15 protein-coding genes are annotated in these 13,397 nt (G+C 70.1%); 4 read left to right on the top strand and 11 right to left on the bottom strand.

The genetic code is table 11. From position 1 onward, the window contains the following. Positions 1-350: 350 nt before the first annotated feature. The 3 genes from glnII to AQJ67_RS13190 form a co-directional block, all read right to left on the bottom strand. Positions 351-1,382, bottom strand: a complete 1,032-nt coding sequence (glnII, locus tag AQJ67_RS13180) for a glutamine synthetase (protein ID WP_062718815.1) — start codon at positions 1,380-1,382, stop codon at positions 351-353. 281 nt (positions 1,383-1,663) lie between these two features. Further along, entirely contained in the window at positions 1,664-2,374 is a 711-nt protein-coding gene (locus tag AQJ67_RS13185) for an RlpA-like double-psi beta-barrel domain-containing protein (protein ID WP_062718817.1), read from the bottom strand. A 119-nt stretch (positions 2,375-2,493) separates the two neighbouring features. Next, positions 2,494-2,862, bottom strand: a complete 369-nt coding sequence (locus AQJ67_RS13190; RefSeq protein WP_062718819.1) for an arsenate reductase family protein — start codon at positions 2,860-2,862, stop codon at positions 2,494-2,496. Positions 2,863-3,082: 220 nt separating this feature from the next. Between AQJ67_RS13190 and AQJ67_RS13195 the strand changes: the two genes are divergently transcribed. Next, positions 3,083-3,391 (top strand): hypothetical protein, encoded by a 309-nt coding sequence (locus AQJ67_RS13195; protein WP_062718821.1) that lies wholly within the window; start codon positions 3,083-3,085, stop codon positions 3,389-3,391. A gap of 63 nt (positions 3,392-3,454) precedes the next feature. On the opposite strand, the gene AQJ67_RS13200 is transcribed toward AQJ67_RS13195, so the two are convergent. Further along, positions 3,455-4,645 (bottom strand): winged helix DNA-binding domain-containing protein, encoded by a 1,191-nt coding sequence (locus tag AQJ67_RS13200; protein ID WP_062718823.1) that lies wholly within the window; start codon positions 4,643-4,645, stop codon positions 3,455-3,457. 314 nt (positions 4,646-4,959) lie between these two features. Between AQJ67_RS13200 and AQJ67_RS13205 the strand changes: the two genes are divergently transcribed. Both AQJ67_RS13205 and AQJ67_RS13210 read left to right on the top strand, forming a co-directional pair. Beyond that, a complete protein-coding gene (locus tag AQJ67_RS13205; RefSeq protein ID WP_062718825.1) occupies positions 4,960-6,309 on the top strand; it encodes a DUF2252 domain-containing protein in 1,350 nt (449 codons plus the stop codon). Positions 6,310-6,558: 249 nt separating this feature from the next. After that, positions 6,559-6,846: a hypothetical protein gene (locus AQJ67_RS13210; protein WP_062718828.1), complete on the top strand. Its 288-nt coding sequence runs from the start codon at positions 6,559-6,561 to the stop codon at positions 6,844-6,846. A 45-nt stretch (positions 6,847-6,891) separates the two neighbouring features. Here AQJ67_RS13210 and pspAB read toward each other — a convergent pair whose 3' ends face one another. The 4 genes from pspAB to glnA all read right to left on the bottom strand — a co-directional run bounded on the left by pspAB (position 6,892) and on the right by glnA (position 10,348). After that, on the bottom strand, positions 6,892-7,476 hold the full coding sequence (pspAB, locus tag AQJ67_RS13215; protein ID WP_062718830.1) for a PspA-associated protein PspAB: 585 nt from the start codon (positions 7,474-7,476) through the stop codon (positions 6,892-6,894). 2 nt (positions 7,477-7,478) lie between these two features. Continuing rightward, positions 7,479-8,396 carry a zinc metalloprotease HtpX gene (gene htpX, locus AQJ67_RS13220; protein WP_062718832.1) on the bottom strand — a complete coding sequence of 306 codons (918 nt, stop codon included), beginning with the start codon at positions 8,394-8,396 and terminating at the stop codon, positions 7,479-7,481. Positions 8,397-8,538: 142 nt separating this feature from the next. Next, positions 8,539-8,811, bottom strand: a complete 273-nt coding sequence (locus tag AQJ67_RS13225; RefSeq protein ID WP_062718835.1) for an SCO2583/SCO2584 N-terminal domain-containing protein — start codon at positions 8,809-8,811, stop codon at positions 8,539-8,541. A 127-nt stretch (positions 8,812-8,938) separates the two neighbouring features. Beyond that, positions 8,939-10,348 carry a type I glutamate--ammonia ligase gene (glnA, locus tag AQJ67_RS13230; RefSeq protein WP_062718837.1) on the bottom strand — a complete coding sequence of 470 codons (1,410 nt, stop codon included), beginning with the start codon at positions 10,346-10,348 and terminating at the stop codon, positions 8,939-8,941. A gap of 197 nt (positions 10,349-10,545) precedes the next feature. Here glnA and AQJ67_RS13235 point away from each other — a divergent pair, with 197 nt between their 5' ends. Beyond that, entirely contained in the window at positions 10,546-11,013 is a 468-nt protein-coding gene (locus AQJ67_RS13235; protein WP_062718839.1) for an RDD family protein, read from the top strand. A 72-nt stretch (positions 11,014-11,085) separates the two neighbouring features. On the opposite strand, the gene AQJ67_RS13240 is transcribed toward AQJ67_RS13235, so the two are convergent. The 3 genes from AQJ67_RS13240 to lipA form a co-directional block, all read right to left on the bottom strand. Continuing rightward, on the bottom strand, positions 11,086-11,787 hold the full coding sequence (locus AQJ67_RS13240) for a DUF4191 domain-containing protein (protein WP_062718841.1): 702 nt from the start codon (positions 11,785-11,787) through the stop codon (positions 11,086-11,088). A gap of 64 nt (positions 11,788-11,851) precedes the next feature. Next, entirely contained in the window at positions 11,852-12,052 is a 201-nt protein-coding gene (locus tag AQJ67_RS13245) for an SCO2195 family GlnR-regulated protein (protein WP_062718843.1), read from the bottom strand. A gap of 257 nt (positions 12,053-12,309) precedes the next feature. Further along, positions 12,310-13,275 carry a lipoyl synthase gene (gene lipA / locus AQJ67_RS13250; protein ID WP_062719338.1) on the bottom strand — a complete coding sequence of 322 codons (966 nt, stop codon included), beginning with the start codon at positions 13,273-13,275 and terminating at the stop codon, positions 12,310-12,312. Positions 13,276-13,397 lie beyond the last annotated feature (122 nt).

A 13,397-nucleotide genomic window follows, 5' to 3' on the forward strand; every position in this document is an offset into this window, starting at 1 on the left:
CCGTGGGAGACGTACGTCGTTGCGCGCTGGCCGAAGGCCGGGGGATCACGGCTTTACAGGGCCCGCGCGTTCACGCGCGGCAACACACCCGGTCGAAGTCGTGGTGCTGACGGGAAGGCCAGAAGGGCTCGAGGTCATGGCGACCTGTCGCGGAGTACTTCTGGAAGCTGGCCATGCCCCCATTGAAGCAGACACCGCCCATGGAAAGGAGCCTCCTCTCACTGCTCGGACGCGGACATGGACGTCACACGGCGAAGGGGCGCCCACCACGACGGTGGACGCCCCTAGGGCTGTCCGGCGGATCATGCCGGCGTCGGACAGGCCCTAGGCCCTGTCGGAAGCCGGGCGGATCAGACCTGGCCGGCCTTCTCCAGCGCGGAGCAGCACGTGTCGACGAGCAGACGCGTCACCACGTACGGGTCGACGTTGGCGTTCGGACGGCGGTCCTCGATGTAGCCCTTGCCGTCCTTCTCGACCTGCCACGGGATACGCACGGAGGCACCGCGGTTGGAGACGCCGTAGGAGTACTCGTTCCACGGGGCGGTCTCGTGCAGACCGGTCAGGCGGTCGTCGATGCCGGCGCCGTAGTTCTTGACGTGGTCGAGCGGCTTGGAGCCCTCACCGAGCGACTCGGCCGCGGTGATGATGGCGTCGTAGCCCTCGCGCATCGCCTTCGTGGAGAAGTTCGTGTGCGCACCGGCGCCGTTCCAGTCGCCCTTCACCGGCTTCGGGTCCAGCGTCGCGGAGACACCGAAGTCCTCGGCGGTGCGGTAGAGCAGCCAGCGGGCGACCCACAGGTGGTCGGAGACCTCCAGCGGGGAGACCGGGCCGACCTGGAACTCCCACTGACCGGGCATGACCTCGGCGTTGATGCCGGAGATCGCGAGACCGGCGGCGAGGCAGTTGTCCAGGTGGGCCTCGACGACCTCACGGCCGAAGATCTCGTCGGCGCCGACACCGCAGTAGTAGCCGCCCTGCGGGGCCGGGAAGCCGCCCTTGGGGAAGCCGAGCGGGTAGCCGTCCTGGAAGAACGTGTACTCCTGCTCGATACCGAAGATCGGCTCCTGGGCGGCGAACTTCTCCGCCACCTCGGCGAGCGCGGCACGGGTGTTGGACTCGTGCGGCGTCATGTCGATGTTGAGGACCTCGCACAGGACGAGGATGTCGTCGCCGCCGCGGATCGGGTCCGGGCAGGTGAAGACCGGCTTGAGGACACGGTCCGAGGAGTGGCCCTCGGCCTGGTTCGTGGAGGACCCGTCGAAGCCCCAGATCGGCAGCGCGTCCAGACCGACGGGCTCACCCGTGATGATCTTCGTCTTGGAACGGAGCTTGGCGGTCGGCTGGGTGCCGTCGATCCAGATGTACTCAGCCTTGAAGGTCACGGGCCACTTCCTTCGGGGGTGTGTCTGACGCACTTGCGGGTGCTGCGGCGCTGCGGCACTGGGGCGCCGCACTTGATGCCCGCGAGCCTGTCAACAGGCGATTTCCCGATCATTGCCCGAATGTGAACCCCGTGTTACCGGCCGACGGTGTGGCGAGCTTCACTTCCGCCCGCACGCCCGCACGCCCGCACGCACGCCCGCCCGCTCGCACAAGAGGGATCCCGCCACCCGTGGCCGCGAGTGGCGGGACCCCTGACACGTACGGCGTGGTTACCGGAGCGTCACCCCACCTTCTCGATCACCGCTCGCCGGATCAGGAACTTGCCGGCCTCCCGCACCTGCTCGAACGCCGCGTTGTTGAGCAGCACACAGCTGCCGGAGACCGAGGTGACCTCCACCGTCGTGGACTTGTTGTTGTCCAGGTTGGTGACCTTCAGCTTCGTACCGGCCGGGAACTGGCTGCTGGAGGCGGCCGGGGCCCCGCCCTCACCCGAGAGCGTCACGGTCGACCCGTTGCAGACCTGCTGGCCCGAGGCCGCGGCACCGCCGCCGTTGCCCGCCGCGTCCCCCGCATTCCCGGCGTCCCCCGCGTCCCCCGCGTCTTCGGCGCCTCCGGCACCCTCGGCGCCCGCCGCCGGAGCACTCGGCGCCGCCGGCTGTGCCGCCTGGGAGTCCTGAGCCGACTCCCCGGCGGCGCACCCGGACGCCTCCTGCTGGACCTTGATCTGCGCGATCACGGCCTCGCGGTTGGCGATCCGCGCCTCGGACTGGGCGTCGGGATTGGCCCGTTGCCCCTCGATGAACCGCTGGTTGTTGCCGAGCGCGGTGGCGAGCCCCTGGCAGACGGTCGAGTCCGCGGCGGACTTGACCGTCGGCGCCTGCGAGGCGTTCGAGGTGCTCGCCATGACGAAGGCGCCGCCTCCCGCCACCGTCGCCGCACTCACCAACAGCGCGAGCTTCTTCTTTGCACTGACAGTTCTCCTACGCGACATGCGCGCCTCCTGAAGAGGTCGGGGAGCGTACGCCGCTATGTACGAGATACCGAACGAAGTTACTCAGTGGTCATGGGAGTCGCTCAAGTAACCTGCGTCACACACGCCCTGAGGGCCCCTCAGTCGCCCTCCCGCGACAGCGCGTCCCGCACGGCCTCCTCGCTGCGCCCCACCACGGCCGTACCGTCCTGCGCCGTGATGATCGGCCGCTGGATCAGCTTCGGATGCTCGGCCAGCGCCTTCACCCACCGCTCCCGCGAATCCGCGTCCCGGGCCCACTCCTTGACCCCGAGCTCCTTGGCCTCGGCCTCCTGGGTCCGGGTGATGTCCCACGGCTCCAGTCCCAGCCGGTCCAGCACCTCCCGGATCTCGTCCTCGCTCGGCACGTCCTCCAGGTAACGGCGGACGGTGTAGTCGGCCCCTTCGGCGTCGAGCAGCGTAAGAGCGCTACGGCACTTGGAACAGGCCGGATTGATCCAGATCTCCATGCCGCTCACCGTATCCCGAGTCCCCGGTGTTCGAATTTTCCGGTGTCTCAAGCACACCTCTCGAACCCGGTGTGACATGGTGCCAAACTCATTGCTGACCAGGGGATTTCATGGACGTCCGGCACCCCCCGATTGTCAGTGCCAGGTACTAGACTGGAGTCAGTGTTCGAGAGCGTCGCCGGGGACCCGGCCGGCGCTCCACCGCGACAGGAGGATGCCTGTGCCCGCTGCCGCACTGAAGGCGAAGCCCACTCAGTCCACCGCCAAGCACCCGGTGCTGCTCGACCTGCCGTACGCGCCCGTGGAGAAGCGGCCGCTGCCGCCGGGCCGTCCGCGCGAGTGGTACATCACCCACAACCGCCGCCTCAAGGCCCTGCGCCTCGCGATAGCCCTCCTCGACACGGGCGTCTACATGCCCAACCAGGCCCGTAACGAGACGATCCGCAGCACCGCGCAGACGATCGGCGTCCACCCGCCGTCGGACACGACGTGCCACATGGTCCGGGCGCTCATGAGGTACGCCAGGTAGGCCGCGCCACGCCGGGTGCCCCCAAGACCAAGGGCACCCGGCACCGTGCTTACGGCCCCACCGCTACGCCGACAACTCCCGCTCCAACGGCGTCCGGAACCGGGGCGTCACCCGAGCCGCCCCCACCCACCCCCGCAGCCGCTCCGCCTCCACCGCGACCGCCGCCTCCACGGCCCGCCGCTCCACGCTCCCCAGCTTCTCCAGCAACCGCCAGACGACCTCCCCGTCCCCGCGCTGGGCCCACCCGCCCACCACCCGCCCGTCCCACCACACCGTCGGCCCCACATTGCCGCTCCGGTCGAACAGCGACGGCCACAACTCCGGTGCCAGATACCACTCCCGCCGCTGCCACCCCATCGCCGTGGGGTCGAGCCCCGGCAGCAGCGCCGCCCACGGCTCCTCGGGCCCCGCCACCGGATCGACGTCGCCGTCGACGACGTACCCCGTCCCCTCGTCGAGGGACACGGCCCGCGCCCCCGTCGCCGCCAGCGCCCGGCGCACCTCGGTGACCCGCCACCCCGTCCACCACTTGAGGTCGGCCTCGGTCGCCGGCCCGCACACCGCGAGCCAGTCCCGCAGCAGCTCCGCCTGCGCCCCGGCGACGTCCAGCTCGGGGTGAGCGGGCGCCGGAGCCCACCGGAACTGCGAGGACGTCCAGGAGCCCAGCGGCCGCCCCCGCACCACCTTCCCTTCGACGCCCAGCACCCGCAGCAGCCGCGTCGAGACGGTGTGCACCCCCTCGTAGCTCTTGCCGGCGCCGTACACGAACCGCTCGCGCAACCGCGGCTCGTCCGCGGCGAGTTCGGCCGCGGTCGCCTGTCCGCGCCGTGCGAGCGCGGCCAGCGTCGACGCCTCGACCTCCGCCAGCCAGGCCGCGTCCGGCGCCCCCGCCGTCGCCATGTGCTTGACCAGCGAGGCCCGCTCGCGGGCGGCGACCGCGAGGCCGGTCGAGGCGTGCACGACGGCCGTCAGCCGGGTGGGGAAGACGAACACGGTGTGCCGCATGCCGTGCATCCGGACCAGCGCCCGCTCCTCGTACAACGCCCGCTCGGTCTCCACGACGGTCTTCGCGGGCTCCGCCAGCCGCGCCCCCACGGCCAGGTACACGGTCGCCGGGTCGGTCCCGTGCAGCGCGACGAGCGAGTCGGCGACCTCCTCCGGGCTCCCGGCCCGCGCCGCCCCGGCCAGCCGATGCCGCAGCCCCAGCCGAGCGCGCCGCTCCGCCGCCCCGACGTACCGCAGTCCCTCGCCCATCCCGGCCTCCACCCGTCCTGCCGCCACACCACGTCCGTGTCCGCATCCTGCCGGACAGCACTGACAACGGCCCCCGCGCGCCGGACGGCGCCGTCACCCGATTGCCGTACCCGGCATGCGTCCGCCTCCCGCCCCGCCTTCACTGCGATCAGGAGGTGACGGACCTCGCCCCGAGCGGGCGTGGCGGCGGGAGGTGCGATGGGCAGGCACGGCATACGAAGGCCGGTCGACGGTGCGGCCGTACCGATACCGGCGCCCAGGGCGGGCGTGCCCAAACCGGCGCCCAGGGCCGCCGTCCACAGAACCGTCACCGCATGACGACCCCCGCCTCCCCTGCCGACCGCGCCCTTCGCGGCAAGACCGCCCGCAAGCTGGTCGCCCGCTCCGCGCACGCCGCCTGGATCCCCTCCGTGGACCGCCCCGACCCCGTCGCCGTACTGGAACGCCAGGGCCGCGACCGGCTGCCGGAGCTGCTGCCGATCAGGTACGGCCGGATGGCCGCGTCGCCCTTCGCGTTCCTGCGCGGCGCCGCCGCCGTGATGGCCGCCGACCTCGCCGCCGCGCCGCACACCGGCCTCACCGTGCAGCTGTGCGGCGACGCCCATCTGCTCAACTTCGGCCTGTACGCCTCCCCGGAACGCTCCCTGCTCTTCGACCTGAACGACTTCGACGAGACGTTCTGCGGGCCCTTCGAGTGGGACGTCAAACGGCTCGCCACCTCGGTCGCCGTGGCCGCCCGCGAGATCGGCCACCCGGACGCCAAGGCCGCCCGAGCCGCCCTCGCGTCCGTGGCGGCGTACCGCACCACCATGCGGCGGCTGGCCCGGCGCGGCGAGCTCGACGTCTGGTACACGAGCATCGAGGCCGATCAGCTGCTGCCCCTGGTCCGCTCCACCCGCGACCGCCGCCGCGTCGAGGCCAGCCTCGGGCGCGCCCGGCGCCGCACCAGCCTGCGGGCCTTCGACCGGCTGACCGAGGTCGTCGACGGCCGCCGCCGCATCATCCACGACCCGCCGCTCCTCGAACCCGCGGGCATGTCCGACATGGCCTCGCTGCGCAAGATCTTCAGCGACTACCGCTCGACCCTCACCGAGGAACGCCGGCTGCTCCTCGACCGCTACCGCTTCGTCGACGCCGCCCGCAAAGTCGTCGGCGTCGGCAGCGTCGGCCTGCGCTGCTTCATCGTGCTGCTCGCCGGGCGGGACACCGACGACCCGCTGTTCCTCCAGATCAAGGAGGCGCGGCCGTCCGTGCTGGAGGAGCATCTGCCGAGCGGTCCGTACGTCCACCCCGGCCATCGCGTCGTCGCGGGGCAGCGGCTGCTGCAGGCGGCCAGTGACATCTTCCTCGGCTGGATGTCCGGGCCGCAGGGCCGCGCCTTCTACTGGCGTCAGCTGCGCGACATGAAGGGCTCGGCGGACGTCGCCGGGATGAGCCCGGACGACCTCCTCGCCTACGCCCGGCTGTGCGGCACCGCCCTCGCCCGGGCACACGCCCGCTCCGGGGACCGTATCGCCATCGCCGGCTACCTCGGCGGCGCCGACACATTCGACCGCGCGGTCACCGAATTCGCCCTCGCCTACGCCGACCAGACCGTCACCGACCACACGACCCTGGGCGCGGCCGTCGGGGCCGGGGTGATCACCGCAGCGCCCGGGGTCTGACCACCCCGGACCCGCACGGCACCCCGGTCACGGGAAAAGGGGATGCACGCCCGGTGACCGGATCCCTACGCTGGACACGCGTAACGGAGCAGCTCACGCCGCTTCGCGCAGGGCAGGCGTCACCCTGCGGACTCGACGCTAGTCTCTACGCACCGACGGACGGTCGCCCTTCCCCAGCACCCCGCCGGACCTCGTTCACCGTTCACCGCTCAAGATCCAGAATCGATCCACGCTCAACGGAGGCCCGTGATGGGCACCATCGTCATGTCCGGGACCGTCGTCCTGGTGATCTCAGGATTCGACAACCACCTCTACTGGCTGGCCGCCGTCGCGGTGCTCTTCCTCTACTTGCGGTACGGCCGGAGCTTCTCCGCGCCGAGCGGCGGGGCCGGGGGAGGGGCCTCGGCGGGAGGCTCCATGCCCGCGGACTACCGCTCCTACCGCGACCGCCGTGACATGCAGGCCAAGTGGGAGCGCCGCTACCGCCGCGAGCGCCCCCTCGAAGCCCGTCGGCAGGAGCGGGAGAAGAGCAAGTGAGACCAGTTCCGCTGGTAGCGCGCCCGCGGCCCGGGGCGCCTTCGGTCACAGGCCGGGGGCGCCCCACAGCGGGAACCAGCGGCCCAGGTCCTGCTCGATCCGCAGATCGTTCGTGAGGGCCGCCTTCACCCGCAGCTCCAGGGAGTTGTCGCGCCGCTCCGCGGGGCCGGACAGCGGCGCGAACGGGTAGAAGGTGCCCCGCTTGTAGAGGTAGACGAGGGCGAGCCGCCGTCCCGCGTCGTCCTCGAACCCGGCCAGCGAACACAGCAGCTGCGGCCCGAACCCGTTGACCTCCATCGCGCTGTTCACCGCGTGCAGGTCGTTGACCAGCTCCGGCAGATCGTCGGGCTTGCGGGTGGAGACCAGCCACGAGTAGCCGTAGTCGTCCCGGGTCAGCCGCACCGGCCGCCCCTCGCGCTCGGCGTCCGCGTCCAGCAGCGCCTGCACCTCGCGGTGCGTCTGCTCGAAGACGGCGCCCTCGACGGTGGCGAAGCACACCGCCCCGCTGCCCGTCGGCCGGAACCCGGCCGCCACCTCCAGCGTCACCGCGGCCGACGGCAGCGCGAAGAGCTGGTCGAGATCGGGCGCGACCGGCTTCGTACGGCCGAACAGGATGTCCAGCAGCCCCATGCTCACACCCCTCCGGGAGCCGCGGCCTCGCTCAGCTCGGCGGAGATCCGCCCCAGCTGGTCGAGCCGCTGCTCCAGGCTCGGGTGGGTGGAGAAGATCCGCGCGACACCGGGCTCCCGGCCCAGCGCGGGCGTGAAGTAGAAGGCGTTGAACGCCTGGGCCGTCCGCAGGTCCTTGGTCGGGATCCGGGCGATGTCGCCGGAGACCTTGGTCAGCGCGGAGGCCAGCGCCGAGGGCCGCCCGGTGAGCAGCGCCGCGGCCCGGTCGGCGGCCAGCTCCCGGTACCGGGACAGCGCCCGGATCAGCAGGAAACTGATCGCGTACACGGCGGCCGACACACCCATCACGGCGGCGAAGACGACGGCGGTGTTCTGGTCCCGCCGCCCGTCACTGAACAGCTGGCTGTAGAACGCGAACCGCACGATCAGCCCGGCGATCACCCCGAGGAACGAGGCCACGGTGATCACGGCGACGTCCTTGTGCGCCACATGCGACAGCTCGTGCGCGAGCACACCCTCCAACTCGTCCGGCTCCAGCCGCCGCAGCAGCCCCGTGGTCACACAGACCACGGCGTGATCGGGGTTCCGCCCGGTCGCGAACGCGTTCGGCATGTCCATCTCCGACACGGCGACCACGGGCTTCGGCATGTCGGCGATGGCGCACAGCCGGTCGACGACCCCGTGCAGCTCGGGATACTCCTCCCGCTCCACGACCCGTCCCCGCATCGCGAACAGCGCGACCCGGTCGGAGAACCAGTACTGCGCCCCCAGCAGCCCCGCCGCCACGACCACGACGAGCACCCAGGACTTCAGCAGAAAGATCAACGCGACCACGAACGCCACGTACAGCAACCCGAGCAGAAACAGAGTGATCCCCATCCGGGCGGTCAACCGCCGATCACTCCGGAACCGGCTCTGCATCTCGCATCACCCCGCGCACGCACTCAGGCACTCGTCCCACTGCCCAGTGTGCACCCGGTGACCCCCATGAACGGGTCGTGACCGGCCCTAGGACCAGCAAAGGCCGCAGGGAGCAGCCGCCCAGCAGCCGCCTAGCAGCCGCCTAGTAGCCGCCGCGGAAGTTGACGTAGCCCAACAGCACGATCACCCCGGCGACGCACCCCAGCACGATCGCCGTGGAGATCCAGCCCGACCGCCGCTGCCGCCGCGCCACATAGTCGGGCTCGCCCCGGAACGGCACCGGTCCCGGCGGGTTCTCCTTCCAACGGGCCGCCAGCATCCGGGCCCGGGCCGAGGGCTCCTTGTGCTCGGCGCTCTCCGCCCACCTCAGGTCGAACTCGCGCTCCTGATCGTCCTGTTCGTGCCGCTCCGGCATTGCGTCCACCCCCGTGTCGTATCAGCGACAGAAGAATAGAACATACGCCCGCGCCCCCGCCGTCGGTACGACAGCGGGGGCGCGGGCGCGATGCCTGGGTGCCTGGGTCAGGCGTCGACGGTGCCGATCACACGTCGAAGTAGAGCTCGAACTCGTGCGGGTGCGGACGCAGCTGCAGCGGCGCGATCTCGTTCGTGCGCTTGTAGTCGATCCACGTCTCGATCAGGTCCGGCGTGAAGACGTCGCCCTGGAGGAGGAACTCGTGGTCGGCCTCCAGGGAGTCAAGGACGGCCGGGAGGGAGGTCGGGACCTGCGCGACGCCCGCGTGCTCCTCCGGAGCCAGCTCGTAGAGGTCCTTGTCGATCGGCTCGGCCGGCTCGATCTTGTTCTTGATGCCGTCCAGGCCCGCGAGGAGCAGGGCGGAGAAGGCGAGGTACGGGTTGCCGGAGGAGTCGGGCGCGCGGAACTCGACGCGCTTGGCCTTCGGGTTGGAACCCGTGATCGGGATACGCATCGCGGCGGAGCGGTTGCGCTGCGAGTACACCAGGTTGATCGGCGCCTCGAAGCCCGGAACCAGACGGTGGTACGAGTTCACCGTCGGGTTGGTGAACGCCAGCAGCGACGGGGCGTGCTTGAGGATGCCGCCGATGTAGTAGCGGGCGGTGTCCGACAGGCCCGCGTAGCCCGCCTCGTCGTAGAACAGCGGCTGGCCGCCGGTCCACAGCGACTGGTGGACGTGCATGCCCGAGCCGTTGTCACCGAAGATCGGCTTCGGCATGAAGGTCGCGGTCTTGCCGTTGCGCCAGGCGACGTTCTTCACGATGTACTTGAAGAGCATCAGGTCGTCGGCCGCGGCGAGCAGCGTGTTGAACTTGTAGTTGATCTCGGCCTGGCCGGCGGTGCCCACCTCGTGGTGCTGGCGCTCGACCTTCAGGCCCTGCTTGTCCAGCTCCAGGGAGATCTCGGCACGCAGGTCGGCGAAGTGGTCGACCGGCGGGACCGGGAAGTAGCCGCCCTTGTAGCGGACCTTGTAACCACGGTTGTCCTCGAGGGCGCCGGTGTTCCAGGCGCCCGCCTCGGAGTCGATGTGGTAGAAGGACTCGTTCGCGCCGGTGGCGAAACGCACGCTGTCGAAGACGTAGAACTCGGCCTCGGGACCGAAGTACGCGGTGTCCGCGATACCGGTGGAGGCGAGGTAGGCCTCGGCCTTCTTGGCCACGTTGCGCGGGTCACGGGAGTACTGCTCGCCCGTGATCGGGTCGTGGATGAAGAAGTTGATGTTGAGGGTCTTGTCCCGGCGGAACGGGTCGACCCGGGCGGTCGACAGGTCCGCGCGCAGCGCCATGTCGGACTCGTGAATGGCCTGGAAACCGCGGATCGACGATCCGTCGAAGGCGAGCTCCTCGTCCGGGTCGAACGCCTCGACGGGCACCGTGAAGTGCTGCATGACGCCCGGCAGGTCGCAGAAGCGGACGTCGACGAACTTGACGTCCTCGTCCGCGATGAACTTCTTGGCCTCGTCGGCGTTCTGGAACATCCAGCTCCTCCTACTCCCGACCGTCCGACCGGGGTGGTAGTTCGTTCGTGCGGCCAGTGCGGTGGCACACGCTGTCCTCGACCCTAGGGACGGGTGATTTCTCGGGCGTGACCCATTTGTTTCGCACACGTTAACCGGACATCCCGTACCTCACCCCACCTGTCCACATCGCAAAACGTGCACAGTACGGTGGTCGGGTGGACAAGAGGCAAGCAATCGGATCCTGGCTCTCGGGCCCCCGCGCGGCCGCCGAGGAAGCGGGTGTCGACTTCGGATACCGGGGTCAGCAGCTCGGCCTTCCGGAGGACGGGCCGGGCTCCATCGCCCGCCCGGGACGACGGCTCGGAGCACTGGCCGTCGACTGGGGCATCAGCCTGTTGATCGCATACGGTCTCATCACCGACGGCTACGGCCAGGCGACCAGCAACTGGGCGCTGCTCCTCTTCTTCCTGATGAGCGTCCTGACCGTCGGCACCGTCGGCTACACCCCGGGCAAGCGCCTCTTCGGCCTCCGCGTGGTCACCCTGGAGACCGGCACGGTCAACCCGCTGCGCGTGCTGCTCCGCACCGCCCTGCTGTGCGTCGCGATCCCGGCGCTGATCTGGGACCGCGACGGCCGGGGTCTGCACGACCGGCTGGCGGGAACCGTGGAAGTGCGCCTCTAGCGGTCGTACGACGAAGGGGCGCCCGGAGATCCGGGCGCCCCTTCGTCGTACGAGCTTTCTCGTACGAGGGAGTCAGCGGGCCTTCGGTCCGCCCTTCGGCAGCTTCATGCCCTTGGGCATCGGGCCCTTCGGCAGCGGCATGTTGCTCATCAGGTCGCCCATGGCCTTCAGCCGGTCGTTGGTGGCAGTCACCTGGGGGCCGGTCAGCACGCGGGGCAGCTTCAGCATGGTGGTGCGCAGCTTCTTCAGCGGGACCTGGCCCTCGCCGACACCGACGATCAGATCGTGCACCGGCACGTCCGCGACGATGCGGTTCATCTTCTTCTTCTCGGCGGCCAGCAGGCTCTTCACCCGGTTCGGGTTGCCCTCGGCGACCAGCACGATGCCGGCCTTGCCGACGGCCCGGTGCACCACGTCCTGGCTGCGGTTCATCGCCACCGCCGGTGTCGTCGTCCAGCCCCGGCCGACGTTGTCCAGGACGGCCGCAGCCGCGCCCGGCTGGCCCTCCATCTGCCCGAAGGCCGCCCGCTCGGCCCGGCGCCCGAACACGATCGCCGACGCGAGGAAGGCGAGCAGCAGGCCCAGGATGCCGAGATAGATGGGGTGACCGATCAAGAAACCGATCGCGAGGAAGACACCGAAGGTGACGATTCCGACAGCCGCGAGTACAAGACCGATCTTCTTGTCGGCCCTGCGGGTCATCTTGTAGGTCTGAGCGATCTGCTTGAGTCGCCCGGGGTTCGCAGCGTCCGCTGCCGTGTCCTTCCTCGCCATGCCACGAAGTCTACGTGGCCCGCGGAGCACCGACGACGGCAGTGCCGTGACGGACGGGGAAGGGTCAGTGGCGGACGACGGTGACCTGGTCCAGGACGCGCTGTGCCTCGACCCGGTCCTTGGCGCGACGACGGTCCTCCAGCACGGACGTCCAGGCGTTGCGGCGGGCGGTGCGCTGGCCGCTGCCCATCAGCAGCGACTCGACGGCACGCAGTGCAGTGGTGAACGACGGGATGGCGGTGGCGCGAACGGGCGCGGCCTGCATGGTGGAGGTCCCCCCTCGGGAATGGCGGCTTTGGTGAGTGGTGCACGGGGTGTACAACCAGGGTCACTGATTGGTGTTACCAGGGCGTGACCGACCGGTCAAACACCAATGAAGCCTTGATGTGTGGCCCGAAATGCTTGACGCGGCCCTGATGGGCCCCCTATCTGCGGGGACGTCCAGGACCGCGTCAATCGGGCGCTGCCGAGGGGCAGTTGCTTGTGCGCAGGTTCACATGAAAAGGGTGGCACTCCGTGCCATCAGACGGCCTGCGAGGCGACGTAGGAACCACGCTTCTCGATGGCCATCTGGTAGAGCCGTCCGGCTCGGTAGGAGGACCGGACCAGCGGGCCGGACATCACGCCGGAGAAGCCGATCTGGTCGGCCTCGTCCTTCAGCTCCACGAACTCCTGCGGCTTGACCCAGCGCTCCACGGGGTGGTGGCGGACGCTCGGGCGCAGGTACTGCGTGATGGTCACCAGCTCGCAGCCGGCGTCGTGCAGCTGCTGGAGCGCCTCGCTGATCTCCTCGCGGGTCTCGCCCATGCCGAGGATGAGGTTGGACTTGGTGACCAGGCCGTAGTCGCGGGCCTCGGTGATGACCTTCAGGGAGCGCTCGTAGCGGAAGCCGGGGCGGATGCGCTTGAAGATCCGGGGGACCGTCTCGACGTTGTGCGCGAAGACCTCGGGGCGGGAGGCGAAGACCTCCTCCAGGAGCTCCGGTACGGCGTTGAAGTCCGGGGCGAGGAGCTCGACCTTGGTGCGGCCGGCCTCGCGCTCGGCCGTCTGCTGGTGGATCTGGCGAACCGTCTCCGCGTACAGCCAGGCGCCGCCGTCGGGGAGGTCGTCGCGGGCGACGCCGGTGATGGTGGCGTAGTTCAGGTCCATGGTGACCACGGACTCGCCGACGCGGCGGGGTTCGTCGCGGTCGAGGGCCTCGGGCTTGCCGGTGTCGATCTGGCAGAAGTCACAGCGTCGGGTGCACTGGTCGCCGCCGATGAGGAAGGTCGCCTCGCGGTCCTCCCAGCACTCGTAGATGTTCGGGCAGCCGGCTTCCTGGCAGACCGTGTGCAGGCCCTCGCTCTTCACGAGGTTCTGCATCTTCGTGTACTCGGGACCCATTTTCGCCCGGGTCTTGATCCACTCGGGCTTGCGCTCGATGGGGGTCTGGCTGTTGCGGACCTCCAGGCGCAGCATCTTGCGTCCGTCGGGTGAGACTGCGGACACGTCGGCTCCCTGTAGCTTCGATTCTTCGGCGTACACCAGGGTACGCCCGTGCGTTTTGCGTCTCCGGGCTGGGCAACTTTGCGGAACGTCGGCGCATTCCTGCACGCCGCCGACTTCTCTCG

The organism is Streptomyces caeruleatus (genome assembly GCF_001514235.1).
In the GTDB taxonomy this organism is placed as follows: domain Bacteria; phylum Actinomycetota; class Actinomycetes; order Streptomycetales; family Streptomycetaceae; genus Streptomyces; species Streptomyces caeruleatus.

What these genes read in the sequence shown, in the direction of transcription:
- AQJ67_RS13185 (WP_062718817.1), bottom strand. Translation starts at nt 2,374, where the DNA reads ATGTCGCGTAGGAGAACTGTCAGTGCAAAGAAGAAGCTCGCGCTGTTG.
- AQJ67_RS13190 (WP_062718819.1), bottom strand. Translation starts at nt 2,862, where the DNA reads ATGGAGATCTGGATCAATCCGGCCTGTTCCAAGTGCCGTAGCGCTCTT.
- AQJ67_RS13200 (WP_062718823.1), bottom strand. Translation starts at nt 4,645, where the DNA reads ATGGGCGAGGGACTGCGGTACGTCGGGGCGGCGGAGCGGCGCGCTCGG.
- AQJ67_RS13205 (WP_062718825.1), top strand. Translation starts at nt 4,960, where the DNA reads ATGACGACCCCCGCCTCCCCTGCCGACCGCGCCCTTCGCGGCAAGACC.
- AQJ67_RS13210 (WP_062718828.1), top strand. Translation starts at nt 6,559, where the DNA reads ATGGGCACCATCGTCATGTCCGGGACCGTCGTCCTGGTGATCTCAGGA.
- pspAB (WP_062718830.1), bottom strand. Translation starts at nt 7,476, where the DNA reads ATGGGGCTGCTGGACATCCTGTTCGGCCGTACGAAGCCGGTCGCGCCC.
- htpX (WP_062718832.1), bottom strand. Translation starts at nt 8,396, where the DNA reads ATGCAGAGCCGGTTCCGGAGTGATCGGCGGTTGACCGCCCGGATGGGG.
- AQJ67_RS13225 (WP_062718835.1), bottom strand. Translation starts at nt 8,811, where the DNA reads ATGCCGGAGCGGCACGAACAGGACGATCAGGAGCGCGAGTTCGACCTG.
- glnA (WP_062718837.1), bottom strand. Translation starts at nt 10,348, where the DNA reads ATGTTCCAGAACGCCGACGAGGCCAAGAAGTTCATCGCGGACGAGGAC.
- AQJ67_RS13240 (WP_062718841.1), bottom strand. Translation starts at nt 11,787, where the DNA reads ATGGCGAGGAAGGACACGGCAGCGGACGCTGCGAACCCCGGGCGACTC.
- AQJ67_RS13245 (WP_062718843.1), bottom strand. Translation starts at nt 12,052, where the DNA reads ATGCAGGCCGCGCCCGTTCGCGCCACCGCCATCCCGTCGTTCACCACT.